Raw genomic sequence first — 22,581 nt, 5'->3', positions numbered from 1 at the left:
CGTGGCGCGTTGGCGGCGGTCATGCGGCGCACTCGCGCGCCACGGCGACATCGTCGAAGGGCAGGACGAGATCGCCGACGATCTGACCCTGCTCATGCCCCTTGCCCGCGATCAGGACGATATCCTGCCCCCCCGCCTCGGCAATGGCGGCAGCGATGGCCTCGCGGCGGTCGCCGATCTCGATCGCGCCGGTTGCGCCGCGCATCACCTGCGTACGGATCGCGGCGGGGTCCTCGGTACGTGGGTTGTCGTCAGTGACGATCACCCGGTCCGCCTGCATCGAAGCGACCTGCCCCATCGCCTCGCGCTTGCCGGGATCGCGGTCGCCCCCCGCCCCGAACACCACGATCAGCCGCCCGCCCGCATGGGGTTTGAGCGCTGCGATCGCGGCCTCCAGCGCATCCGGGGTATGGGCATAGTCGACATAGACGGGCGCACCGCTACGGGCGATGGCGGCCCGCTCCAGCCGGCCACGCACCGGCTGCAACCGGCTGAGATTGGCCAGCGTCGTCGTGACATCGCCGCCCGTCGCCAGCACCAGTCCGGCCGAGACGAGCGCGTTGGCCGCCTGATAGGCACCGATCAGCGGCAACTGGACCTTATGGATCGTGCCGTGCTCGTCCTCGATCACCAAGCCTTGACCGAGCAGGGTCGGATGCCGCTCGACCAGTTTCAGGGTCGATCCACGCGTGCCGACGGTCATCAGCCGGTTGCCGCGTGCGCGCGCCAGATCGATCACCCGGCCGCTCTGAACGTCATCGGCCCAGACCACCGCCGTGCCTGTCGGCGACAGCACTTCGGAGAACAGGCGCATCTTGGCGGCCAGATAGGCGCCCATGTCGCCATGATAGTCGAGATGATCGCGCGACAAATTGGTGAAGGCCGCCGCCGACACCTCCAGGCCCTCGGTCCGATACTGGGTCAGGCCGTGGCTCGATGCCTCGAACGCCAAATGGGTGACGCCCTCGCGCGCCAGTCCGGCGACGTTGGACAGGAAGGTCACGACATCGGGCGTGGTCAGCCCGGTATAGGTCCGCTCGTCCGCCGTGGTGACGCCCAGCGTGCCGATCGAGGCGGCGTGATGCCCGGCCATGCGCCACAGCTGCCGCGTCATCTCGACGGTCGAGGTCTTGCCGTTGGTGCCGGTCACCGCCACCGCCGTGGCCGGGAACGGCGCGAAGAAGGCGGCGGCTGATTGCGCAAAGGCGGCGCGGGGCTCGTCCGAGGCGATATGCACCGCGCCCTCGACCGTCACGCCGGGCCGCGTCACCACCGCGATCGCGCCGCTGCGCACCGCATCGGCGATGAAATCCTCGCCATTGACGCGCGCACCCTGAAACGCGCCGAAGATGGTGCCGGGGGCTACCTTGCGGTGGTCGATCGCGAAACCGGTGACGAGGGCGTCGCCGCCCTCGCCCGTGATGCTCTGGTCCAGTTGGTTCAGCTTCATGCCGCCACCCTTACCGGCCATCGACCGGCGGCGCGGTCGGGTCCTGCCACAGGGTCGGCAGAATATCGGAAACGTCGATATCCTTGTTGGCATCCGGCACGACGCCCAGCATCGCGCCCACCCGCGTGATCGTCCGGCCGACGACCGGCGCGGCGTTCCAGGCTGCGGTCTTCCACCCGAACGTCTCCTTCGTACCCTGTGGCGAGTCGAGCATCGCCAGCACCACATAGCGCGGCTGGTCCATCGGGAAAGCCGCGGCAAAGGTGGCGACGTTGCGCGACCGGTCATAGCCGCCCGCCACCGCCGCCTCGGCCGTGCCCGTCTTGCCACCGACGCGGTAGCCCGGCGCGTCGCCCTTGCGGCCCGTGCCGCGCATCACGATCAGACGCAACATCTGACGCATCTTGTAGCTGGTCGCCTCGCTGATCACGCGGCGGCCCTGCGGCGCATGGCCCGGCGCGACCTTCAGCAGCGTGGCGGGGCGCCAGATGCCGCCATTGACCAAGGTCGCATAGGCCGAGGCCAGATGCAGCGGCGTCACCGCGATGCCATGGCCATAGGCGGTCGTCATCGTCGTCGTCCGCGCCCAATAGGTGGGCAGCAGCGGCCGGCCCTTTTCGCGCAACTCGATATCGGGCTTGGTGTCGAAACCCAGCTTCTTGAACATCGCCTGCATCCGCTGTGGGCCGATCTCGTCGGCGATGCGGGCAGTGGCGATGTTGGACGAATAGATCAGCGTCTCGGCCATGTTCAGCCAGCGCTTGGGATCGCCGCGCTCGTCATGGATGGTATAGCCGCCGACCTTGAGCGGATGGGTCGCATCGAAGCGCCGCTGCATCGAGGTGACAACGCCATTCTCGATCGCGGTCGCCATGGTGATCGGCTTGAAGGTCGAACCCAGCTCGAACACGCTCTGCGTCGTGATGTTGCGCAGTTCCTCGGTGCCCGCCATGCCGACCCGGTTGGGGTTGAAGGTCGGCATCGAGACCATGGCGACGACCTCGCCGGTGTTCACGTCCAGCACGATGCCGCCACCCGCGCGGGCGTGGAAGGTGTTCATCGCGCGGCCGAGCTCGCTCTCCATCGCTGCCTGGACACGGGTGTCGATCGAGAGCGCAACGGGCTGGCCGGCCTGGGCAGGGTTCAGCAGGCGCTCGTCGAGCACGCGCTCCATGCCGCTCATGCCGTGGCCATCGGTCGACAGGAAGCCCAGCGCATGCGCGGCCAGCGTCGATTGCGGATAGAGGCGCTGCGTCTCGCGGTCGAAGACGATTCCCGGCTCACCGATCGCATTGACCTGCTCGACCAGCGTCGGGCTGGCGCGGCGTTGCAGATAGACGAAATTGGCCTTGCGGGTCAGTTGGTTATAGAACCAGGCCTGATCGCCGCGATCGGGCATCAGCGCGGCCAGGCGCGCGGCGATCTCCATCGGGTCGCCGATCAGCTTCTTGGGATGGACCGCGATCGTCCAGCTGTCGATGGTGCGCGCCAGCGGCGATCCGTTGCGATCGACGATGTCACCGCGCGCGGCCAGCGTCGCGGTACGCTCCGCCGCATCGGCGGGGCCGGCGAAGATGGCGAGCATGGTCAGCCGCCCGATCACGACCAGCACGGCCGCCCCGAACAGCATCATCAGCATCATCAGCCGCATATGCGTCGTCGCGACCAGCGCATGGCGCTGGCCGGCGGTACGCTGGCTGGTGGAAGGACGCGCGACGAGAACGCTCAACGCGACCGCCGCGATTCGGTCTTGGCCCCCTTCAGAATGTCACCCAGCGTGGTGTCCGACAGCAGCTGGCGATCGAGCATCGCCACCGCCTGCGGCCGGACCTTGGCGACGGCGGCGGCGGTGCGCACCGTGGCGATCGGCGCGGGCTTGCCGACCTTGGTGGTGACGACGCGCTCGGACACGGCCTTGACCACCTGCGGCTTGGGCAGGTCGACCTTGGCCAGCCGGACGACGGGCGCGGGGGCGATCGTCTGCACATTGGGCTGGGCGGCGGGGGTGGGCAGCGGTTCGACCGGCTGGGGCTGCGAGGGGACGAGCAGCGCGGCGGTCTGGATGGCGCCGGTCACCGGGCCACGCGTCACGTCCAGCGAGGCGAGCTGCGCCTCGTTGCCGACGAACTGGCCCGCGATCGGCGCGGTCAGGGCCAGCGTGTCGCCGTTCCACTTCTCCAGCTGCGCCAAGTTGGCGCGCGTGTCGAACTCGGTTTCCAGCGCGCGGATGTCGCGCTCGGCGGTTCGGATGCGCGTGTTGACGTCGTCGAGCTTCTTGCGCTCCGCCGCGACCTGGAGCGAGACCAGGTAAAAGCCCAGGACCACTGCCACGCAGCTCCCGAACCACCCTATCCCCTTCAACCGATACGCCGCCGTCATACGCCCAACTCCTGAGTCAACTCGCCCCCCGGCGCCCACCCCTGCCCCGCCGACCAGGCGGGGGATTCCGTTCGCGTCGCAAAACGCAGCGTGGCCGAGCGCGCGCGCGGATTGCGCGCCAGTTCGGCCGCGCCTGCCCGCACGGCCTTGCCGACCGCGGTGAAACTGGGCGCCTGCGCCGCCACCTGCTGCGGCAGATGGCGCGAGCCTCCCGGCAACTGACCGGCGCGCTCGCGAAAGAAGCGCTTCACCATCCGGTCTTCCAGGCTGTGAAAGGTCACAATCGCCAAGCGGCCACCCGGCTTCAACGCACGCTCGGCCGCCGCCAGCCCCTCGGCTAGTTCCTCCAGTTCGCGGTTCACATGAATGCGAATCGCCTGGAAGGTGCGGGTCGCCGGATCCTTCTTGTCATGCGGGCGATAGCCCAGCGCCCGGCGGACCACGGCGGCGAGCTCGCCAGTGCGCATCAATGGCCGCGCGGCGACGATCGCCTGCGCCACCCGGCGCGAGCGTGGTTCCTCGCCATAGTGATAGAGCACGTCGGCGATCGCGGCTTCGTCGGCCGTGTTGAGGAAATCGGCCGCCGACTCGCCCGCCTGCGCCATGCGCATGTCGAGCGGCCCGTCGCCCTGGAAGGAAAAGCCGCGCTCGGCCTGGTCGAGCTGCATCGACGACACGCCGATGTCGAGCACGACGCCGTCCACCTGCGCCTCCAGCGCCTGATCCAGCCCGGAAAATTCGCGGTGGACCAGCGCCAACCCCGGCTCGGCCTGGATCAGCGCCTGGCCATTGGCGATCGCATCGGGATCGCGGTCGAAGGCGATGACCTTCGCGCCCCGGCCCAGCATCGCGCGGGTATAGCCGCCCGCACCGAACGTGCCGTCGACATGGGTCTCGCCGGGCAGGATGGCGAGCGCGTCGAGGACTTCGTCGAGCAGGACGGGGATGTGCGGGGCGTCGTTGACGGCGGGGCTCACAGCGCGATCCCCTTTTCCTGGCAATGGAAACGCGCCGCCGAGATCATCTTGGCCGGCAGGCCCGGCGTCTCGACCAGCGTCTTGGGATCCCAGATTTCGATATAGTCGAACGTGCCCCAGAAAAAGGCGTGCGCGGTGATGCCGGCGTGGAAGCGGGGAAAGCCCGGCATGATGAAACGGCCCGAACCGTCAAAGGGCACGGCTTCACCATTCGCCAGATCGCGCTTGATATTGTAATCGATCCGGCCATCGGGGCCGCGCGACATTTCGGTTCGCGCGTCCAATTCCTTTTTCAGCACCGTGACATAACCCGGGTCATAGGCGATCAGACAACGTTCGGTTTCATGGACGGCGATGATGATGGTTCCGCCATCCTTTCCGTCGGGGCGCGGCGCGTTCTGGGCCAGGGTGGAGCGAAGGGCGTTAGGGATGGCAACGCGGCCCTTGTCGTCGACAAGGCCAATGCCACTTCCCTGATACAAACCCCTTTCGGACACGCCAACCTCGCACATGGCGCGCACGGCCTCACTGCCTCGAACCACGACCCTCGCCGCGATCCGACCATCTTACGACAACAGTGAGCCTGCCCCTCTGTTGGAATAAGATTTACCTATAGGGACAGCGGGAAGCAACGGGATTTTTGGGGATAAGCGGGGAAACCGCCCCTATCGCGGCATATATGCGACGAACGACGGGGCGGGAGACGGGAAATGTCGCAAAGGCCCAAGATCATAAAAGCCCGGAAATCCGGGCTTACGGTGCGCTTTCCCCGATTTTCCCCGACGAATTGACGCGGCAGATCAGCCCGCGTCGCGCGCGAAAAAATTTATGCGCAAGCATCCGCCGTCGCGCCAACGCCGTAATCGTTCCCGATTCGGTCCTGTATGAAGGGAGCACGCCGCCTTCGCCGGGCGGCGCGACGCCTATCGAGGCTCGACCGATTCCGCAGACGCCTGGGTGTTGACCGGCGCCGGCGCGACACCGAGTTCGGCGAGCGGCTCGTTGCTGGGGGCCGTGGTGTTGGTCGCGGCCATGTCGGCGACGACATTGGACTGGGCCGAACCCGCGACCGTCGCGGGTGGCTCGTCGCGGTTCAACGAGCCGAGGATCGTGCTGGCGAGGGCAATCAGCAATATCACGGCGGCCAGGCCGATCATGCCGACTTTCACGCGCTGCATGATATGATGGTGGTCGTGTGACTTCATGGAATTCTGTATCACTATCGTGCGCCTGCGCTTCTGTCGACCGCCGGACGCAAATAGGCCCGGCGCTTACAGTCCCTTCTCAGCCCGCCACGCCGGGTTATGGAGCGTGGAGAGGTAGCGAAACCCGGTATCGCACAAAATGGTTGCGATCCGCTTATCCGGCCCCAGCGAGCGAGCGAGCGCCACCGCGCCCGCCACATTGATGCCGGAGGACAGGCCCAGACACAGCCCTTCCTCGCTCAGCAACCGCTGAACCCAGTACCATCCGTCGGCGTCGGAGATGCGGAACTGCGCATCGACCGGCGCACCGTCCAGATTGGCGGTGATCCGCCCCTGCCCGATGCCCTCGGCGACCGACGACCCTTCGGATTTCAGCTCGCCATGCGCATAATAATTATAGAGCGCCGCGCCGTGCGGATCGCTGAGCGCGATCACCACCTTCTCGTCATGCGCCTTTAGCCCCATGCCGACGCCGGCAAAGGTCCCACCCGTCCCCGCCGCACAGGTAAAGCCGTCGATCCGGCCATGCATCTGGTTCCAGATCTCCTCGGCCGTCCCCACGATATGCGCGCGGCGATTGGCGATATTGTCGAACTGGTTGGCCCAGATCGCATTCTCCGTCTCCTCGGCGATCCGGCGCGAGGTATGGACGAAGTGACAGGGGCTCGAATAGGGCGCGGCCGGCACCAGCACCAGTTCAGCGCCCAGCGCGCGTAGCGTGTCCATCTTCTCGCGACTCTGCGTCTCGGGCATCACGATGATCGTGCGATAGCCCTTGGCATTGGCGACCAGCGCCAGACCGATGCCGGTATTGCCCGCCGTCCCCTCGACGATCGTGCCGCCGGGGCGCAGCGCACCGCGCGCCTCCGCATCCTCGACGATGAACAGCGCGGCACGGTCCTTCACGCTGGCACCCGGATTGGCGAATTCGCACTTGCCGAAGATATCGCATCCGGTGGCCTCGCTCGGCCCTTTCAAGCGGACGAGCGGGGTATTGCCGATCAGGGCCAGGGTATTGGGGGTCGCATCCATGATCGCTAGATGGCCCCTGCCCCGAGCCACGGCAAGCAAAGCCTTGCTTGGCCGCTACAAAGCCCGGTCATTGACCAACTTCATGACATTCCGGTGAGCGCTACCCCATCTATCGGCTTGACGCGTGGTTGCCGCATTTGCGAAGCACCGCCCCGCTATGAAGAGCCTCCTCCCCCTCATCGTCGCCGCACCGCTGCTCGCCCTGGCAGCGTGCAATTCCCAGCCCAGCCAGCCCGAGGTCGTCGACACCAATCCCGACCCCATGGCCAATATCCTCGCCAACCGTGCGCCGGTCGAACTGCCGCCGGCGATCAAGTCGGATAAGACCTTCCGTTGCAAGGACCAGAGCCTGGCCTTCGTCACCTTCTTCCAGGGCGACAAGCAGGTCAATGTCCGCCTGAAGCAGGGCGACACCCCGGTGAAGCTGACCGCGCCTGCGGCCGGCGAGCCGCTGACCGCCGAGGGCGGCTGGAAGATGACGGGTGACGAGAAGAACATCACCCTGACCACCCCGAAGAAGGCCGCTCAGACCTGCCACATCTGAGCGTCTGACGGCCCCGTCGTCCGAATATCGGGCGATAGGGACTTGATCGAAAACCGGCCGGCGGGGATATCTCCGCTGGCCTTTTTCTTGTGAGGTGAAGCCGGGAGGTCGAAGAACCACGTGGCCGCGATCGCGATCTACAGTCTGAAGGGGGGCGTGGGAAAGACCAGCATGGCGGTCAACCTCGCCTGGTGCGCGGCAAGTCTTTGTGCGCGCCGCACTTTATTATGGGATCTCGACCCCCAGGCCGCCTCGACCTGGTTGCTGGGCGGCTCGGCACGCGGGGATCAGGCGCAGGCGATCTTCTCCCGCGACATCGCGGTCGACCGGCTGGTGCGCACCACCAACATTCCCCGCCTGTCGCTGATCGGCGCGGATGATTCGCTGCGCGGTCTCGATTTCCTGTTCCATGCGCTCGACAAGAAGAAGCGGCTAGGCAAGCTGATCGACGGGCTCGACGATTATGACCGGATCATCCTCGACTGCCCGCCGGGGCTGACCGAGACGACCGAGCAGGTGCTGCGCGCCGCCGATTTGATCGTGGTGCCCGTCATCCCCTCCGCGCTGGCGACCCGCGCGCTGGAGGTCGTCGACGCCCATGTCCGCGGCCGGGTGCCGCTGCTGCCCGTCCATGTCATGGTCGACCGCCGCCGCAAACTCCATGCCGAGGCGGTCGCCGCGCATCCCGACTGGCCCGTCATCCCGATGGCAAGCGTGGTCGAGGCGATGGGCCAGCATCGCGCGCCCGTCGGCGCCTTTTCCCCGCGCAGCGCGGCGGCGCAGGCCTATGGCACCCTGTGGCGGACCGTCGAACGGCGGCTGGCCGACAGATGAGCACGGGTGCCATCGAACGCCTGACCCCGCATCTCGTCCTAGGGGCCTATGCGGTCGGCGTGTTTCCGATGGCCGATACGCGCGATACCGACCATGTCTATTGGGTCGAGCCGCGCAAGCGCGCCGTGCTGCCGCTCGAAGGGTTCCACCTCTCGCGTTCGCTGCGCAAGACGGTGGCGGCCGACCGGTTCCGCGTCACCGCCGACACCGCTTTCGAGTCCATCATCCGGCTTTGTGCGGAGAGCGTTCCCGACCGGCCCGAGACTTGGATCAACTATGCCATCGAGCGGGCGTTCATCGACCTGTTCGACATGGGCTTTGCCCATTCGATCGAATGCTGGGACGGCGACGAACTGGTCGGGGGCCTTTACGGCCTGAGCCTGGGCCGCGCCTTTTTCGGCGAATCCATGGTCAGCCGGCGGACCGACGCGTCCAAGGTCGCGCTGGTCTGGCTGGTCGCGCGGCTACGCGCCGGCGGCTACAGCCTGCTCGATTGCCAGTTCCAGACGCCGCACCTCGCCACGATGGGCGCAGTCGAGATCGGACGCGACGATTATGTCGCGCTGCTCTCCGACGCATTGGCCGGGGTCGTGGGACCCGGCGCATCGGTCTCCGGTGCCTCAGTGCCCGGCGACTTCGGCGCGCTCGACCGCTTGGGGGCAGCCCCCGGGGTCGCCGCCGGCACCGTGTCCGGCCCAGTTTCGGGCCAGGACATCGTGCAGCTCTTGGCCCAAACGTCATAGACCGGATGCTGGACGACGTTCAGCGCCGGCCGTTCCTTGAACACCCATCCCGAAAAGGCACGCCGCCACCGCTGATCGGTGCCGCGAACGTCGAGCTGGACAAAGGCGCCGGTCAGTTGCTCCGCCTCCCACGAGGCCGTCTTCTCACAGGCCCGCAAGCGCACGATCGCGTCGCCGACACGCACCGCCTGGCCGGGTTTCAGCGTCAGTTCGCGTGAAACGCCATTGCGCTTGTTGAGCAGGCCGACCACCGCGACTCGCTCCGCCATCGGCGTGCCGCCAGTGGGCAGGCCCGCCTGTCCCGCATCGACCGATTCGATTCCCGATCCGCCGCCGAGGCGATCGGGCAGGATCTGGCTGACCGCCGATTCGTCGCCACGCGCCGCGCGATCATCGGTCAGCGCCTGATAGCCGAACCAGCCCCCGACACCGAGCGCGGCCGCCAGCACAGCGCCGGCCAGCCAGCGAGTCTTGTTCACCCCTCGGGCGTCCAGGCTTCATAGTCGCCGGTCGCGGCGGCCCGCTGGCCTCCCTTTTCCAACGCGCCGGGCGGGCGATAGGCGAGCGCGGTGCCCGTCAAATTGGGCAGCGCCGGCTTCTGCCACGCACGACGCGGCGGCAGCGAGCGGTCAGGCACGTCCTCGACCTGATGATGCAGCCAGCTGAACCATTCCGACGGCACGCGGCTGGCATCGTTGGAGCCCTTGTAGATGACCCAGCGGCGCGGACGGCCGGCGGTATCGCGACCGCCCTCATAATAGACGTTGCCGTGCGCGTCCTCGCCCACCTGCGCCTTGCCGCGCAGACCGAACCAGGTGCCGATGGTGGCGCCGTTCCACCAGGTGAAGGGATTGAGGTTGATGCCCATGACGCGCCGTGTAGCCCGGCTCTCGCCAGCCTTCAACCGCGTTCCGCGTCGCGCGGCCAGGAGACGGTGTCGCCTTCCGAGATACCAAGCTCGGCGGAACGCCCACCGACCAGCTCCAGGACCGCCGCGATCGGCTCGCCCGAGGGGACCTGCGCCTCGCTGAACGGCACGGTATTCTCCGCGATCCGCGCGATCGTGCCGTCGGCACGGATGAAGAGGATGTCGAGCGAGGTCGGTGTGTTCTTCATCCAGAAGGAGGCCGGGCGCGGTCCCGTGCCATCTGGGGGATAGGGCGCGAACAACATGCCGCCATCGGGCTTCAGGTCGGTGCGGTACATCAACCCCTGCTCCTGCTCGGCCGCGGTCCTGGCCTGTTCGACCTGGAAGACATGCGATCCTTGCGCGGTGCGGACCGTGACGGGAATGGTCTTCGCCTTGCGCGTTTCCGCCCGCTCGGCATCCTTCGTCGCCGCGCCGGAACACCCCGACAGGGCGACGCCCGCCAGTACCAAAGCAGTAGCCGGCGCCATCCATGCACGCCGCCGCATCATGCCGCCCCGCGCGGGGTCACGGCGACCGCCAGCGGCCCCTTGGGCCCGTCGACGATGCGCGCCATCAAGGGCTGGCCAGGCTCGACCTCGACGATACCGCCCCGCCGCAACGTTTCCATATGGACGAAGATATCAGCCCCATCGCTGTCCCGCAGCAGGAAGCCATAGCCCTTCAGCCGGTTGAACCATTTGACCGCCACCCCCTCGGCCTCACCCGCCTGGCCGATCAGCGCGGCAGGATCGATTCGGTCGGACGAGCGCGGCCGCTTGGGCTGCTCGGGCACGGCATGGGTCAGATCGATCGAGACCACTTCGCGCGCCTGATAGCCGCGCCCGCGCTCGACCGCGATCATCTCCACCCGCGCGCCCTCGGGCAGGCTGCGCCGACCATGCGACTGGAGAACGGTGAAGTGCAGCAGCACATCCCCATAAGTCAGGTCGTCCGCGACGGCGAAGCCGAAGCCCCGCGTCACGTCGAACCATTTGACGACCCCCGCCAGCCTTACGGCGTTGTCCGCCGTCTCGCCATCGAAGCCGCCCCCTTCATTCGGCGTTTCTTCCAGCATTCAAAGCACCCTTGAACGCTATTGCTAGCATCATTGCTCGCACTCGCAACGTAACGCGGCGCATTTTTCATGGTCCGAACTGGGACCAATGCCCAAAATCCGCGTGTTTTCGCGTCAGAAGTCGCCATCGTCCAGCATTTCGCCGGGCGGCGCCGACACGATGCGGCGGGCCAACGCCATGTCATGGCCGGCGCGCATCATTGCCGCGAACTGTCTTTCGCGGACCCCATGGTCGGCCTCACCATCGCCGAACGGCCCGATTCGCCGCCGCCGGGCAAAAGCGAGCGCGGCATCGCGCGCGGCCTCGGCGACTTGCGGCGCCACCGCCTCGCTATCCTCCGCGCCGATCCGGGCCGCGTGCAGCGCCTGCCGCACGCGCCGCGCGCCCATGCCCCGCCGGGCCAGCGAGGCCGCCTTCGCCTCGGCATAGGCGCGATCGTCGATATAGCGGAGCGATACCATCTTCGCGGCCAGCCCCTCGGGATCGGGCATCCCCTCCCCCGCCCAGCCGCGTTCGCGCAACTTTCGGCGCAGATAGTCGATCAGCTTGCCCTCGGTCGTCGCAAACCGCTCGACATAGCGCAGCGCCAGGCGCTCCAGGAGGGCGGGATCAAGCGGCTTGGGCGGGCGACGTTCGGCAGACACGCCTTCTTTGTGCCACACTGACCTTGGATTTAGAACGCGGGAAGCCGCCAATTGTCGGCGCATATGGAATCAATCGCCTCCACCGACATGCGGTACGGGGCGCAAAAGCATAAGGAACGAAGGCAAGGCCATGACGATCGAGCACCATCAGGACGACGCGCGCGCCATCATCGCGACGCCGACCGAAGATGCGCTGCCGCGCCGCTTCGCCGACTTCGCGACGTTGGGCGAAGCGTTGGACTATGCCGCCTCGGGCTCGCGCGGACTGAACTTCCATGACGCGCGCGGCACCCTGACCCGCCCATATCCCTTCCGCGAACTGCGCGAGGACGCGCTGGCCTGCGCCCGCCGCCTGATCGCCAGCGGCGTGAAGCCCGAGGAGCGAATCGCACTTGTTGCCGAGACCGGGCCCGAATTCGCCGCCCTGTTCTTCGGCGTGGTCTATGCCGGTGCCTGGCCGGTTCCGCTGCCGCTGCCGACCTCGTTCGGCGGGCGCGATTCCTATATCGAACAGCTTCGCGTCCAGCTCGCTAGCTGCGATCCCAAGATGCTGATCTTCCCGCCCGAACTGGCGCAGATGGCCGGGACCGCCGCCGAGGCCGCAGGCGTCGAGGGCATCGACTGGGACAGCTTCGCCCAGCGTGCGGCGCCCGAGGCTCCGCTTCCCGAAGCTAAGTCGGACGCGATCGCCTATCTGCAATATTCCAGCGGTTCGACCCGTTTCCCGCATGGCGTGGCGATCACCCATCATGCGCTGCTTAACAATCTGGCCGCGCACAGCCATGGGATGAAGATCCAGGAGAGCGACCGCTGCATCTCGTGGCTGCCCTGGTATCACGACATGGGTCTGGTCGGCTGCTTCCTGTCGCCGATCGCCAACCAGGTCTCGACCGATTACCTCAAGACCGAGGATTTCGCGCGTCGTCCGCTCGCTTGGCTCGACATGATCAGCCGCAATCCGGGCACCTCCGTCAGCTATTCGCCGACCTTCGGCTATGACATCTGCGCGCGTCGCATCTCGTCGCAGACCAAGGCGTCGGACCGGTTCGACCTGTCGCGCTGGCGGATCGCGGGCAATGGCGCGGACATGATCCGCCCGGACGTGATGCAGAGCTTCGTCGACGCCTTTGCCGATGCGGGCTTCCCTGCCACCGCCTTCCTGCCCTCCTATGGCCTGGCCGAGGCGACGCTGGCGGTCTCGATCATGCCGCCGGGCGAGGGCATCCGCGTCGAACTGGTCGAGGAAACGCAACTGTCGGGTGGTGCGCAAGGCACCGACCGGCCGCAGCGCTTCCGCGCCATCGTCAATTGCGGCAAGCCGGTGCGCGACATGGTCGTCGAGATCCGCGAGGAAGACGGCACGCCGCTCCCCGACGGGGCGATCGGCAAGGTGTGGTGCAAGGGCCCGTCGGTCATGGTCGGCTATTTCCGCGACGATGCCGCGACCGAGGCCTGTATGGCCGATGGCTGGCTCGACACCGGCGACATGGGCTATATGTCGAAGGGCTATATCTACATCGTCGGCCGCGCCAAGGACATGATCATCGTCAACGGCCGCAACCACTGGCCGCAGGACATCGAATGGGCAGTCGAGCAGCTTCCTGGCTTCAAGGCGGGCGACATCGCCGCCTTCGCGATCACCACACCGGGCGGTGAGGAAACCCCCGCCGTGCTGGTCCAGTGCCGCAGCTCGGACGATGAGGAACGCGCCCGCTTGCGCGACGAGATTCGCGAGCGTGTACGCGCGGTGACGGGCATGAACTGCGTCATCGAACTGATCCCGCCGCGCACCCTGCCCCGCACCAGCTCGGGCAAGCTGAGCCGCGCCAAGGCCCGCAACCTGTATCTGGCGGGTGAGATCAAGCCGTACGACGTCGCGGCCTGATTTCGGACTGACGTTTTAGAAAGGGGCTCGGTCGAAAGGCCGGGCCCTTTTTGTGTCCAGCACGCCACCTCCCCATTCAGCCTGAGCGAAGTCGAAGGCCACGCCCCGGCTCTCTCCATAATCCCCACCCCGGCGAAGGCCGGGGTCCAGTTGGGGGTGAGCGATCGAGCGCGCCATAGGCCTGATGGCTACTGGCCCCCGACCTCCACCGGGGTGGCAAGGCATCTGATTCAGCCCTGCGTCCGTAGCCTTCGACTTCGCTCAGGCTGAACGGAGCGTGGGGGGAGTGGCCCTCCTCAATCCTTCAACGGGTCATGCCCCCAGTTCATCAGCGAGTAGCGCCATGGCGAATGCTCGACATCCTTGTCCGGCCCGCCCTGCTTCAGATGCCGGTGCACATAGCCGACCACCTTCTTCATATGCGCATAGTCGTCATCGGTCAGGTCGGCCTTCTTCTTGTGCTTGATCGCCACGATCTTTCGCCCTGAATCATGGCCGACACTCTCGTCGGAGCCGCTCTTCTTCTGTCCGACCTCCTTCGACTCGTCGGTGTCGAGGAACTTCTCCAGCTCGGCGGGGGCCATGTTCACGGCCTCCTTGAAATCGACGTAAATCTGCTCGTGATCCTCGGCCATCATGGGCTCCTTTCGGCGGGATCAACGCCGACAGGCGAAATTCGGGCTCAGCCGAGCATGCCCTGATAGCTTTGCGGCGGAATGGGCAGCATGGCGCGCGTGGCTATTCCGACGATCAGCACGACGACCAGCACCGCCACCGTCACCCCGACGATCCGCCGATCCCCCCGCCATGGCCGCGCCAGCACCAGGCCCAGCGCACAGGCGATGATCGCCCAGAGGTGATAGCGGAAATCCGACGCGACGCTGATCACCAGAAAGCTCGCCTCCTGCCCCAATGTCGAGGCGAACAACGCCCCCGCCATTCCTGCACCGCGCGTCACCGCCAGTCCTCCGGCCGCGAGCAGCAGCCACACCACCGGCCACATGATGGGCAGGTCGACCCAAGCGTCCGCCATCTTCTGCCACGCCAATGCCACCCGTCCGGGCGCGTCCAGGCCAATGTCGTTGGGCTCGGTCGACTGCGGCGGCGTGGCATTGGGCCAGCGCGGCGGCACGCCCAGCCGCCAGGTCGAATTGACGTGCGACAGGCGCTGCGCGGCATAGGCGATCGGATGACGCAGGATGGCGGGGGCAAGCCGCGCATATAACGGGCCCGGTGCCATGGTCTGGAACCGGGCGAGCAGCGTACCGCACCGCGCCGGTTCACCCAGCGGGTCCCAGAAGAACGGCTTTACGCAGGCCTTGGTACGAAGCCCGTCGACTTCCGCCGGCGTAAAGCCCAATCGTGGGTCATAGGGCACCCGCTCCGCGATACCCGCCAGATCATAGAGCGCCTGTATCCGCGCCACTCCGCTCGCCTGCGCGCCGAGCAGCCGATGGTTGATCACCGGGGCCAGAGCGAGCGTCACCAAGGTCAGCCCGATGGTGATCGCGATCCGGCGCCCCCAGCGCTCGGCGAGCAGGAAGGCGACGAGCGGCGCGATCGCGAAGATGGCGTTCGCGCGCACCAGCGCCGCATAGCCCAGGAGCAGCGCGATCGGCACCCAGGCCCAGCCTGGCACCGCCCGGTCCCGAAGTCGCCACCAACCGATCAGCCCCACTGCCGCCAGCAGCGCGCCGGTCATCTGCGCGTCCTTCAGGACGGCGACCTGCCACCCCAGCCAGGGCGGCACCAGCCCGATCGTCAGCACGGCAAGCGCCCCGCGCGGCCGTCGATCGACGATCGCCGCCGCAATGGCACCCAGTCCCAGCCACCAGCCAGCCAGTTGCAGCACCAGCATCGGCCCCGCGCCATGCCGCCCGAACAACGACCAGAGCCAGGCCATGATCGGCGGGTGCCAGTCGTCATACCGCGCGTTCAGCACCTGCTGATACTGGGTGACACTGTCATATTCGGCATAGCCCGGCGCGAAGACGAGCACGCTGCAACCGAGCAGGATCAGGGTGGCGATCACAATGCGCAGGCGATGAGAATAGGCTCGGGTCATGGCATGCCGATCAGCTATGGCGTTAGCTCCGATGCGGCCAAATCGCGTCGTTTCGCAAGCGGAATGCGGCGTGCCGCCCCCTATCCGGTCAAAAGAACGGTGGATCGAGCAGGATGGTACGCACCCAGCAAGACGTATCCCATCGTCCAGACAGGTCTAAAGCGGAGCACGGGCGACAAGAGGGAGGGCGTATGCAGGCCGATACGGCACTGGTCATCATCGACATGCAGATGGTGATGCAAGAGCGGATCGACGCCGGGCGGCCACACGTCAATCCGAATGCTCCTGCGGCCGTCGAGGCGTTGGCCAAGGCCTTCCGACAGGCCGGGCGCCCCGTGATCCATATCCGCCATGCTGAGGCCGATCCTGCCTCACCGCTGTATCCCGATGCCTCGGGCTATCCGCCCATGGCTTGCGCGCAGGCGTTGCCCGGCGAAGCGCTGTTCGTGAAGCGCAGTTCCTCGGCCTTTGCCACGACACCGCTGGCGGCGCATCTGCGCGACCAGGGTCTGTCGCACCTTTATGTCGTGGACGCCGTGGCCGGGTTCTGTGTCAACTCGACGGTGCGATCCGCCGCCGATCTCGGTTTTGTCGTGACGGTGGTGCGCGATGCGGTGATCGGCTTCGATCTGCCCTCGGCGGCCCTGGACGCGCAGACCGTCTTCGATGTCACGATGGGATTGCTGGAGGCCGATTTCGCGACGCTGCGCGATAGTGCCGCCTTGCTCCAGATACTGCCGGTCGCGGCGTCAGGGCTTGTTGACCCATAACGCCATGCCCATCGCATAGGGCCCGACCGGGGCAAAACCGAAGCCGGCATAGAGCTTGTGCGCCTCCCCATCGGCGATCAGGCTGACATAGGCCTCGGCCGGCATGGTCGCGGCGATATGGTCCATCAAGGCGCGCATCACCGCCTTGCCCAATCCGCGCCCCTGGTGATCGGGATCGACCGCGATATCGACGATCTGGAGCATCAGCGCACCATCGCCGACCACCCGGCCCATGCCGACCGCACGGCCATCATGGTGAATGACCACGCCGAACACCGTGTTCGGCAGTCCCGCTTCCGCCGCCGCCGCGCTGCGCGGGGTCAGGCCGCAAATGTCGCGAAGCCGCCGATAATCGGCCACGTCGGGGGTGCCGCGATGCAGGCTATAGCCGTCCGCCAATTCCATGCCATTCCCCTCGTTTCCAATAAAAAGGGGCCCGCCAAAGCGAGCCCCTTTCCTTCGTCCAATCGGGGAGCCCGATCAGATGTGTAGCGCACGCCCGTAGGCCGCGAGCACCGATTCGTGCATCGATTCTGAGATCGTCGGGTGCGCGAACACCGTTTCCATCAGCTCGGCCTCGGTCGTCTCGAGCTGACGGGCGACGACATAGCCCTGGATCATCTCGGTCACTTCCGCGCCGACCATGTGCGCGCCCAGCAGTTCGCCGGTCTTGGCGTCGAACACCGTCTTCACAAAGCCTTCGGCCTCGCCCAGCGCGATCGCCTTGCCGTTGCCGATGAAGGGGAACTTGCCGACCTTCACCTGATAGCCGGCTTCCTTGGCCTTGGCCTCGGTCAGGCCGACCGATGCCACCTGCGGGCGCGAATAGGTGCAGCCCGGGATGTTGCCCTTGTCCATCGCGTGCGGATGAACGTCCTTGTTGCCCAGCGCCTGTGCGATGGCTTCGGCGGCGATCACGCCCTCATGGCTCGCCTTGTGCGCCAGCCAGGGGGCACCCGTCACGTCGCCGATCGCCCAGATGCCGTCGACGTTCGTGCGGCCATAGCCGTCGGTCTTGATGTGACCGCGGTCGGTTTCGATGCCCAGCTTCTCCAGACCGATATTCTCGGTGTTGGGGACGATGCCGATGGCGACGATCGCGTGGCTGAACTCGGCGGTCTCGACCTTGCCGTCCGGGCCCTTCATCGCGGCCTTCACGCCCGACGCGGTGGCTTCCAGCTTTTCAAGCCCGGTCTTGGTCTTGATGGTCATGCCGAACTTGGTCAGCTGCTTGGTCATGAACTCGCTGACTTCGGCGTCCTCGACCGGCATGATCCGGTCGAGCATCTCGACGATGGTCACTTCCGCGCCCATGTCGTTGTAGAAGCTGGCGAACTCGACGCCGATCGCGCCCGATCCGATGACCAGCAGCTTGGTCGGCATGGCGGGCGGCACCATCGCGTGACGATAGGTCCAGATCCGCTCGCCGTCCGCCTTGGCGAAGGGCAGGTCGCGGGCTCGCGCGCCAGTGGCGACGATGATGTGCTTGGCGGTCAGCTCGGTGGTCTTGTCGCCTTGGACGACCGACAGCTTGCCCTTTGCGGTGATCGTGCCAACGCCCTCATGGACGGCGACCTTGTTCTTCTTCATCAGGCCCTTGACGCCCGCATTCAGCTGGCCCGCGACCTTGCGGCTGCGGTCGACCACCTTGTCGAGGCTGAACGAGGGCTTCTCGACCGACAGGCCGTACTGCGCGGCATGGGTCATGTAATGATAGACCTCGGCCGAGCGGAGCAGCGCTTTGGTCGGGATACAGCCCCAGTTGAGGCAGATGCCGCCCAGCCGCTCGCGCTCGACGATCGCGACCTTCAGGCCAAGCTGGCTCGCGCGGATCGCCGCGACATAGCCGCCCGGGCCGGAGCCGAGGACGATAAGGTCGTAAGTGTCAGCCACTTTGCTCTTCCTTCTGAACGCACGCCCGCGGGGCGGCGGTTGGGGTTCGTCCCCGAATGAATGTCAGTCTTGCGGGCGATCCGCCTGGGGGGCCATCGGCGGAACGGTACGCGGCTTGCGGTCCTTGTCGGTCGCGACGAACACGAAGCGCGCCTGGGTGACCTTGGTCGCGTCCTCCACGTGACGGGCCCGGCGCCAGGCCTCGACCTCGATCGTCATCGATGTGGTGCCGACGCGGACGAGCTGGGCATAGACCGAGACTTCGTCACCGACGAGGACGGGGGCGTGGAACTTCATCCCCTCGACCGCGATCGTGACCGCGCGGCCGCCCGAATGGCGCGAGGCCACCGAACCAGCCGCCAAGTCCATCTGCCCCATCAGCCAGCCGCCAAAGATATCGCCATAAGGATTGGCATCCCCCGGCATGGCGGTGACCCGGATGACGGGCACGAGATCGGGCAGCGTGCTCATTGCTCGGCGTGCCGGCGCGCCATGCGGTCGGCGATACGTGCGCGGTGGAGCGGGCCGATGCCCATCATCAGTGTCGCGACCATCGCCGCCGCCCCGCACCACCAGATTTCGGTCTTCGCCAGCGGATAGGCCCAGGCGGCAGCTAGCGTCATGACCACTGCCGCCACCAGCCCGAGGACGATGTAGAACAGCTCGATCAATACCCGCATGGCCCCGCCCCGGTCGATCAGGCCAGCATCGCCAGCGGACGCTCGACCAGCTCCTTGAACACCTTCATCAGCTCGGCGCCGTCGGCTCCGTCGATCGCGCGGTGGTCGAAGCTGCCGGTCGCCGACATGACGGTCGCGACGCCTAGCTGGTCGTCGACGATGTACGGACGCTTCTCGCCCGCGCCGATCGCCAGGATCATGCCCTGGGGCGGGTTGATGACCGCCTCGAACTGCTTGATGCCGAACATGCCCATGTTCGAGATCGACGCCGTGCCGCCCTGGAATTCATGCGGCTGCAGCTTGTTGTCACGCGCGCGGGTGGCGAGGTCCTTCATCGTGGTCGAGATGGACGACAGCGAGCGCGTGTCGGCCTCCGACACGATCGGGGTGATCAGGCCCGCCGGGGTCGACACCGCGACCGAGATGTCGGCGCGCTTGAAGCTGATGAGCTGATCCGGCGTGAACATGACGTTGCACTTCGGCACCGCCATCAGCGCGACGCCCAGCGCCTTGATGAGCATGTCGTTGACCGACAGCTTCACGCCGCGCGATTCGAGACCGGCGTTCAGTTCGCCGCGCAGCTTGAGCAGCGCGTCGAGGCGCACGTCCACCGTCAGATAGATGTGCGGCACCTGCTGCTTCGATTCGGTCAGGCGGCGCGCGATCGTCTTGCGCATGTTCGACAGCTTCGACGCTTCGTGCGGGATATCCGGCACCTGCGCGGGCTTCGGAGCCGCCACCGGAGCCGAGGCGGTTTCCGACGACGACGCGGTGGCAGCGGGAACCGCCTTGGCCTGGCCCGGCTGCGCATTCTCGACGTCGGCCTTCACGATGCGGCCGTTCGGACCCGAGCCGGTCAGCGCGGACAGGTCGAGGCCCTTCTGCGAGGCGACACGACGCGCCAGCGGGCTGGCGATCGCGCGGCCGTTACCGGCGCTGGAGCCGCCCTGCTTGCCCGAATCGACGGGCTTGCCGTGATCCTCGGCCTGGGTCAGCGTGCGCTCGGCGGGCTTGGCCTCGCTGCCAGTCTTATTGGGATCGGTGGGATCGGTCGGCATCGGCTTGGCCGGTGCCGGGGTTTCCGACTTGGTCGGGGCCTGGACCGACGAGGCATCCTCGCCCTCTTCGGCCAGAATCGCGATGACGGTGCCGACCTTCACATTGTCGGTGCCTTCAGAGACGAGGATCTTGGCGATGACGCCTTCATCCACCGCCTCGAATTCCATGGTGGCCTTGTCGGTTTCAATCTCGGCCATGATATCGCCGGACTTTACCGTGTCCCCTTCCTTCACCAGCCATTTGGCCAGCGTGCCTTCCTCCATGGTCGGCGACAGCGCGGGCATCTTAATCTCGATCGACATGGAGGTCCTCTCGGGGGAAAACGAATTCCGTAGCGGCCCGTCTCTTGCGCCCGAATTGCGCTCGGTCAAGTCATGGCCTTGCACGAAATATTATGACACGGCATCGGTTGGAGACAATGAGGGGGCCGCCATGCGTATCTATCTGGTCGTGATCGACGACAGTCCGGAATCCAGAATAGCCCTGCGCTTCGCCGCGAGACGCGCGGTGAAGACCGGCGGCGGCGTCGAAATCCTGACCCTCTTGCCGCCCCAGGAATTTATCGCGTTCGGCGGCGTGCAGGCAACGATCGAGGACGAAGCGCGCCAGCAGGCCGAGGCGCTGCTCGCCAGCGCGGCGGGTGCGATCCTCGACGAATCGGGTCTGCGCCCGGCGATCACGGTGCGCGAGGGCGACGGGCCGAAGGTGATCCGCGAACTGATCGCCGCCAATCCAGAGATCGCCGCCCTGGTGCTCGGCGCCGCCGCCAGCGGTGCGCCAGGCAAGCTGGTCAGCCATTTTTCGGGCACCGATGCGGGCGCTTTGCCCGTGCCGATCATGATCGTGCCGGGCTCGCTGACGCTGGAGGCGATCGATCGGCTGAGCTGAGGGGCCCGTGGCCTTCGACTTCGACGCGAAGCGCCGAAGTTTATCCTGAGCGGCTGGCTTGCCAGCCAGCCGAAGGACTCAGGCGGAACGGAGGTTAGAGACGGGGATGGAAGTCTCCCTTTCTAAAAATGGCCCTGACCGCCGTTCGCGCTGAGCGAAGTCGAAGCGCACGCCGACCGCCTCGCCCAACCAGTGTCCGCAAGACTCAACCACTTGCCTCGCCTTCCCCGCTCGGCCAGTCTTGGTCCCATGATCCTCCCCCTACTTCTCGCCGCTGCCGCGACGCCGATGGCCGCACCCTCCCCCGCCCGGTTGAAGGCCGATGTCGAGGCCCTGGTCGGGTTTGGCACCCGCCACACCCTGTCCACCACCACCGATCCCAAGCGCGGCATCGGCGCCGCGCGCGACTGGACCGCCAAGCAGTTCGAGGCGATCGCACAGAGCTGTAACGGCTGCATCAGCGTCGAGCGGATCAATCGCCGCTTCACCGGCCCGCGCGCGCCGAACGGCGCGATGGTCGAGGATGTGCTGGGCATCCAGCGCGGGCGCGATCCGAATCGGGTGGTCATCGTCGGCGCGCATATCGACAGCCGCGTCACCGACGTGATGGACGCCACCTCCGACGCGCCGGGCGCCAATGACGATGCCTCGGGCGTAGCACTGGTGCTGGAGGCCGCACGGCAATTGTCCCGCCACCAGTTCGAAGCGACCATCATCTATGCCGTCTTCTCAGGCGAAGAACAGGGTCTGTGGGGTGCGACCCTGCTCGCCGATACCGCCAAGGCGCGCGGCTGGCGGGTGTCGGCGATGCTCAACAACGATATCGTCGGCAACACGATCGGCCAGGGCGGCGTGCGCGAGGCGCGCTGGGTCCGCGTCTTTTCCGAAGGCATCCGCGCCTCGGAAGACCTGCCCCAGCAGATGCAGCGGCGCGGCAATGGCGGCGAGGATGACGGACCTAGCCGCGCGCTGGCCAAGGCGATCGACGGCGTCGCCGACAAGCTGGGCGGCCTGGACGTCTTCATCGACCGGCGGCCCGATCGCTTCGGCCGGGGCGGCGATCACGAACCGTTCCTGAAGCTCGGCTATCCCGCCATCCGCTTCTCGGTCGCCAATGAGGATTGGGACGCGCAGCATCAGGACCTGCGCAAGGAAGGCGCGATCGCTTACGGCGATACCATCGACAAGATGGATTTCCCCTATCTAGCGAAGGTCACGGCGATCAACGTCGCGACGCTCGCGCGCCTGGCCGCCGCCCCCGCCGCGCCCAACAAGGTGACGATCAGCGGCGCCTTGTCCCGCGACACCCAGGTGGAATGGGCCGCCGTGCCCGGCGCGGTGCGCTACCGCGTCCATTGGCGGCGCAACGACCAGCCCGCCTGGGCCCAGTCGCGCGACGTGACCGAGACCAAGGCGCTGCTGACTCAGGTACCGGTCGACGATCACTTCGTCGGCGTGTCCGCCCTCTCGGCGGACGGCGCGGAGAGCCTCGTCACCTTTGGCGGGCGCTGAGCGGGATCAGGAAAAGGATGCCGCTCCGAGGGAGT

Annotated in this window: 25 protein-coding genes and 1 pseudogene; 7 read left to right on the top strand and 19 right to left on the bottom strand. The window is 66.9% G+C overall.

Annotated features, from left to right (window positions below):
• Positions 1-19: 19 nt before the first annotated feature.
• From SP6_RS01820 to SP6_RS01790, 7 genes are all read right to left on the bottom strand, one after another.
• Positions 20-1,450, bottom strand: coding sequence for a UDP-N-acetylmuramoyl-L-alanyl-D-glutamate--2,6-diaminopimelate ligase (locus SP6_RS01820; protein WP_042468363.1), 1,431 nt, complete (start codon positions 1,448-1,450; stop codon positions 20-22).
• A gap of 10 nt (positions 1,451-1,460) precedes the next feature.
• Positions 1,461-3,179 (bottom strand): peptidoglycan D,D-transpeptidase FtsI family protein, encoded by a 1,719-nt coding sequence (locus SP6_RS01815; RefSeq protein ID WP_007405454.1) that lies wholly within the window; start codon positions 3,177-3,179, stop codon positions 1,461-1,463.
• On the bottom strand, positions 3,176-3,781 hold the full coding sequence (locus tag SP6_RS01810) for a hypothetical protein (RefSeq protein ID WP_227876669.1): 606 nt from the start codon (positions 3,779-3,781) through the stop codon (positions 3,176-3,178). Before SP6_RS01810 ends, SP6_RS01815 begins: the two co-directional genes overlap by 4 nt.
• Before the next feature lie 44 nt (positions 3,782-3,825).
• Positions 3,826-4,806 (bottom strand): 16S rRNA (cytosine(1402)-N(4))-methyltransferase RsmH, encoded by a 981-nt coding sequence (rsmH, locus tag SP6_RS01805; protein ID WP_007405422.1) that lies wholly within the window; start codon positions 4,804-4,806, stop codon positions 3,826-3,828.
• A complete protein-coding gene (locus tag SP6_RS01800; protein ID WP_007405374.1) occupies positions 4,803-5,288 on the bottom strand; it encodes a division/cell wall cluster transcriptional repressor MraZ in 486 nt (161 codons plus the stop codon). Before SP6_RS01800 ends, rsmH begins: the two co-directional genes overlap by 4 nt.
• A gap of 441 nt (positions 5,289-5,729) precedes the next feature.
• On the bottom strand, positions 5,730-6,011 hold the full coding sequence (locus SP6_RS01795; RefSeq protein ID WP_037568887.1) for a hypothetical protein: 282 nt from the start codon (positions 6,009-6,011) through the stop codon (positions 5,730-5,732).
• 66 nt (positions 6,012-6,077) lie between these two features.
• Positions 6,078-7,043, bottom strand: a complete 966-nt coding sequence (locus tag SP6_RS01790) for a cysteine synthase A (RefSeq protein ID WP_007405452.1) — start codon at positions 7,041-7,043, stop codon at positions 6,078-6,080.
• A gap of 157 nt (positions 7,044-7,200) precedes the next feature.
• Here SP6_RS01790 and SP6_RS01785 point away from each other — a divergent pair, with 157 nt between their 5' ends.
• The 3 genes from SP6_RS01785 (at position 7,201) to aat (ending at position 9,164) form a co-directional block, all read left to right on the top strand.
• Complete coding sequence (locus SP6_RS01785; RefSeq protein ID WP_007405356.1) at positions 7,201-7,587, top strand: hypothetical protein; 387 nt, start codon at positions 7,201-7,203, stop codon at positions 7,585-7,587.
• Between the two features lie 120 nt (positions 7,588-7,707).
• Entirely contained in the window at positions 7,708-8,421 is a 714-nt protein-coding gene (locus SP6_RS01780; protein WP_007405483.1) for a ParA family protein, read from the top strand.
• Positions 8,418-9,164, top strand: a complete 747-nt coding sequence (gene aat / locus SP6_RS21420; protein ID WP_007405429.1) for a leucyl/phenylalanyl-tRNA--protein transferase — start codon at positions 8,418-8,420, stop codon at positions 9,162-9,164. Before SP6_RS01780 ends, aat begins: the two co-directional genes overlap by 4 nt.
• 35 nt (positions 9,165-9,199) lie before the next feature.
• Here the strand turns inward: aat and SP6_RS21665 are convergent.
• The 5 genes and pseudogenes from SP6_RS21665 to SP6_RS01750 form a co-directional block, all read right to left on the bottom strand.
• Positions 9,200-9,433: pseudogene (locus SP6_RS21665) on the bottom strand (DUF2155 domain-containing protein); the annotation flags it as partial.
• A gap of 206 nt (positions 9,434-9,639) precedes the next feature.
• A complete protein-coding gene (locus tag SP6_RS01765; protein WP_007405420.1) occupies positions 9,640-10,032 on the bottom strand; it encodes an NADH:ubiquinone oxidoreductase subunit NDUFA12 in 393 nt (130 codons plus the stop codon).
• Positions 10,033-10,064: 32 nt separating this feature from the next.
• Positions 10,065-10,562 (bottom strand): DUF192 domain-containing protein, encoded by a 498-nt coding sequence (locus tag SP6_RS01760; RefSeq protein WP_007405432.1) that lies wholly within the window; start codon positions 10,560-10,562, stop codon positions 10,065-10,067.
• Positions 10,563-10,579: 17 nt separating this feature from the next.
• On the bottom strand, positions 10,580-11,149 hold the full coding sequence (locus tag SP6_RS01755; RefSeq protein ID WP_007405410.1) for a cold-shock protein: 570 nt from the start codon (positions 11,147-11,149) through the stop codon (positions 10,580-10,582).
• 114 nt (positions 11,150-11,263) lie between these two features.
• Entirely contained in the window at positions 11,264-11,812 is a 549-nt protein-coding gene (locus SP6_RS01750) for a regulatory protein RecX (protein WP_007405457.1), read from the bottom strand.
• 112 nt (positions 11,813-11,924) lie between these two features.
• On the opposite strand from SP6_RS01750, the gene SP6_RS01745 reads away from it, so the two are divergent.
• Positions 11,925-13,679, top strand: a complete 1,755-nt coding sequence (locus SP6_RS01745) for a fatty acyl-AMP ligase (protein ID WP_007405444.1) — start codon at positions 11,925-11,927, stop codon at positions 13,677-13,679.
• Between the two features lie 296 nt (positions 13,680-13,975).
• Here the strand turns inward: SP6_RS01745 and SP6_RS01740 are convergent, their stop codons facing one another.
• Together SP6_RS01740 and SP6_RS01735 are read right to left on the bottom strand one after the other, a co-directional pair.
• The gene (locus SP6_RS01740; protein WP_170170984.1) at positions 13,976-14,314 is read right to left on the bottom strand and encodes a DUF3140 domain-containing protein; all 339 of its coding nucleotides are present in this window, start codon (positions 14,312-14,314) and stop codon (positions 13,976-13,978) included.
• Between the two features lie 47 nt (positions 14,315-14,361).
• Positions 14,362-15,744, bottom strand: coding sequence for a hypothetical protein (locus SP6_RS01735; RefSeq protein ID WP_007405478.1), 1,383 nt, complete (start codon positions 15,742-15,744; stop codon positions 14,362-14,364).
• Positions 15,745-15,935: 191 nt separating this feature from the next.
• Between SP6_RS01735 and SP6_RS01730 the strand changes: the two genes are divergently transcribed.
• Positions 15,936-16,514 (top strand): isochorismatase family protein, encoded by a 579-nt coding sequence (locus SP6_RS01730; protein ID WP_007405487.1) that lies wholly within the window; start codon positions 15,936-15,938, stop codon positions 16,512-16,514.
• Here SP6_RS01730 and SP6_RS01725 read toward each other — a convergent pair.
• The 5 genes from SP6_RS01725 to SP6_RS01705 all read right to left on the bottom strand — a co-directional run bounded on the left by SP6_RS01725 (position 16,494) and on the right by SP6_RS01705 (position 20,448).
• Positions 16,494-16,919, bottom strand: a complete 426-nt coding sequence (locus SP6_RS01725) for a GNAT family N-acetyltransferase (protein WP_007405379.1) — start codon at positions 16,917-16,919, stop codon at positions 16,494-16,496. The two genes, SP6_RS01730 and SP6_RS01725, sit on opposite strands and share 21 nt — an antisense overlap.
• 75 nt (positions 16,920-16,994) lie before the next feature.
• The gene (gene lpdA, locus SP6_RS01720) at positions 16,995-18,407 is read right to left on the bottom strand and encodes a dihydrolipoyl dehydrogenase (protein WP_007405435.1); all 1,413 of its coding nucleotides are present in this window, start codon (positions 18,405-18,407) and stop codon (positions 16,995-16,997) included.
• 63 nt (positions 18,408-18,470) lie between these two features.
• Positions 18,471-18,878: an acyl-CoA thioesterase gene (locus SP6_RS01715; protein ID WP_007405455.1), complete on the bottom strand. Its 408-nt coding sequence runs from the start codon at positions 18,876-18,878 to the stop codon at positions 18,471-18,473.
• Entirely contained in the window at positions 18,875-19,087 is a 213-nt protein-coding gene (locus tag SP6_RS01710; protein ID WP_007405476.1) for a hypothetical protein, read from the bottom strand. Before SP6_RS01710 ends, SP6_RS01715 begins: the two co-directional genes overlap by 4 nt.
• A gap of 17 nt (positions 19,088-19,104) precedes the next feature.
• On the bottom strand, positions 19,105-20,448 hold the full coding sequence (locus SP6_RS01705; protein WP_007405473.1) for a pyruvate dehydrogenase complex dihydrolipoamide acetyltransferase: 1,344 nt from the start codon (positions 20,446-20,448) through the stop codon (positions 19,105-19,107).
• 130 nt (positions 20,449-20,578) lie between these two features.
• Between SP6_RS01705 and SP6_RS01700 the strand changes: the two genes are divergently transcribed.
• Together SP6_RS01700 and SP6_RS01695 are read left to right on the top strand one after the other, a co-directional pair.
• Positions 20,579-21,034 (top strand): universal stress protein, encoded by a 456-nt coding sequence (locus tag SP6_RS01700; protein ID WP_007405362.1) that lies wholly within the window; start codon positions 20,579-20,581, stop codon positions 21,032-21,034.
• 249 nt (positions 21,035-21,283) lie between these two features.
• On the top strand, positions 21,284-22,546 hold the full coding sequence (locus SP6_RS01695; protein WP_007405489.1) for a M20/M25/M40 family metallo-hydrolase: 1,263 nt from the start codon (positions 21,284-21,286) through the stop codon (positions 22,544-22,546).
• Positions 22,547-22,581: the final 35 nt, after the last annotated feature.

Source organism: Sphingomonas paucimobilis NBRC 13935 (genome assembly GCF_000739895.2).
Lineage (GTDB): Bacteria > Pseudomonadota > Alphaproteobacteria > Sphingomonadales > Sphingomonadaceae > Sphingomonas > Sphingomonas paucimobilis.
The sequence above is the reverse complement of the archived record's forward strand: the minus strand, read 5'-3'. Positions and strand labels throughout refer to the sequence as shown.

Bases quoted from the DNA above. Each gene is read 5' to 3' on its own strand.
- SP6_RS01820 (WP_042468363.1), bottom strand. From the start codon at position 1,450: ATGAAGCTGAACCAACTGGACCAGAGCATCACGGGCGAGGGCGGCGAC.
- SP6_RS01795 (WP_037568887.1), bottom strand. From the start codon at position 6,011: ATGAAGTCACACGACCACCATCATATCATGCAGCGCGTGAAAGTCGGC.
- SP6_RS01790 (WP_007405452.1), bottom strand. From the start codon at position 7,043: ATGGATGCGACCCCCAATACCCTGGCCCTGATCGGCAATACCCCGCTC.
- SP6_RS01785 (WP_007405356.1), top strand. From the start codon at position 7,201: ATGAAGAGCCTCCTCCCCCTCATCGTCGCCGCACCGCTGCTCGCCCTG.
- aat (WP_007405429.1), top strand. From the start codon at position 8,418: ATGAGCACGGGTGCCATCGAACGCCTGACCCCGCATCTCGTCCTAGGG.
- SP6_RS01765 (WP_007405420.1), bottom strand. From the start codon at position 10,032: ATGGGCATCAACCTCAATCCCTTCACCTGGTGGAACGGCGCCACCATC.
- SP6_RS01760 (WP_007405432.1), bottom strand. From the start codon at position 10,562: ATGGCGCCGGCTACTGCTTTGGTACTGGCGGGCGTCGCCCTGTCGGGG.
- SP6_RS01755 (WP_007405410.1), bottom strand. From the start codon at position 11,149: ATGCTGGAAGAAACGCCGAATGAAGGGGGCGGCTTCGATGGCGAGACG.
- SP6_RS01745 (WP_007405444.1), top strand. From the start codon at position 11,925: ATGACGATCGAGCACCATCAGGACGACGCGCGCGCCATCATCGCGACG.
- SP6_RS01740 (WP_170170984.1), bottom strand. From the start codon at position 14,314: ATGGCCGAGGATCACGAGCAGATTTACGTCGATTTCAAGGAGGCCGTG.
- SP6_RS01735 (WP_007405478.1), bottom strand. From the start codon at position 15,744: ATGACCCGAGCCTATTCTCATCGCCTGCGCATTGTGATCGCCACCCTG.
- SP6_RS01730 (WP_007405487.1), top strand. From the start codon at position 15,936: ATGCAGGCCGATACGGCACTGGTCATCATCGACATGCAGATGGTGATG.
- SP6_RS01725 (WP_007405379.1), bottom strand. From the start codon at position 16,919: ATGGAATTGGCGGACGGCTATAGCCTGCATCGCGGCACCCCCGACGTG.
- SP6_RS01715 (WP_007405455.1), bottom strand. From the start codon at position 18,878: ATGAGCACGCTGCCCGATCTCGTGCCCGTCATCCGGGTCACCGCCATG.
- SP6_RS01710 (WP_007405476.1), bottom strand. From the start codon at position 19,087: ATGCGGGTATTGATCGAGCTGTTCTACATCGTCCTCGGGCTGGTGGCG.
- SP6_RS01705 (WP_007405473.1), bottom strand. From the start codon at position 20,448: ATGTCGATCGAGATTAAGATGCCCGCGCTGTCGCCGACCATGGAGGAA.
- SP6_RS01700 (WP_007405362.1), top strand. From the start codon at position 20,579: ATGCGTATCTATCTGGTCGTGATCGACGACAGTCCGGAATCCAGAATA.
- SP6_RS01695 (WP_007405489.1), top strand. From the start codon at position 21,284: ATGATCCTCCCCCTACTTCTCGCCGCTGCCGCGACGCCGATGGCCGCA.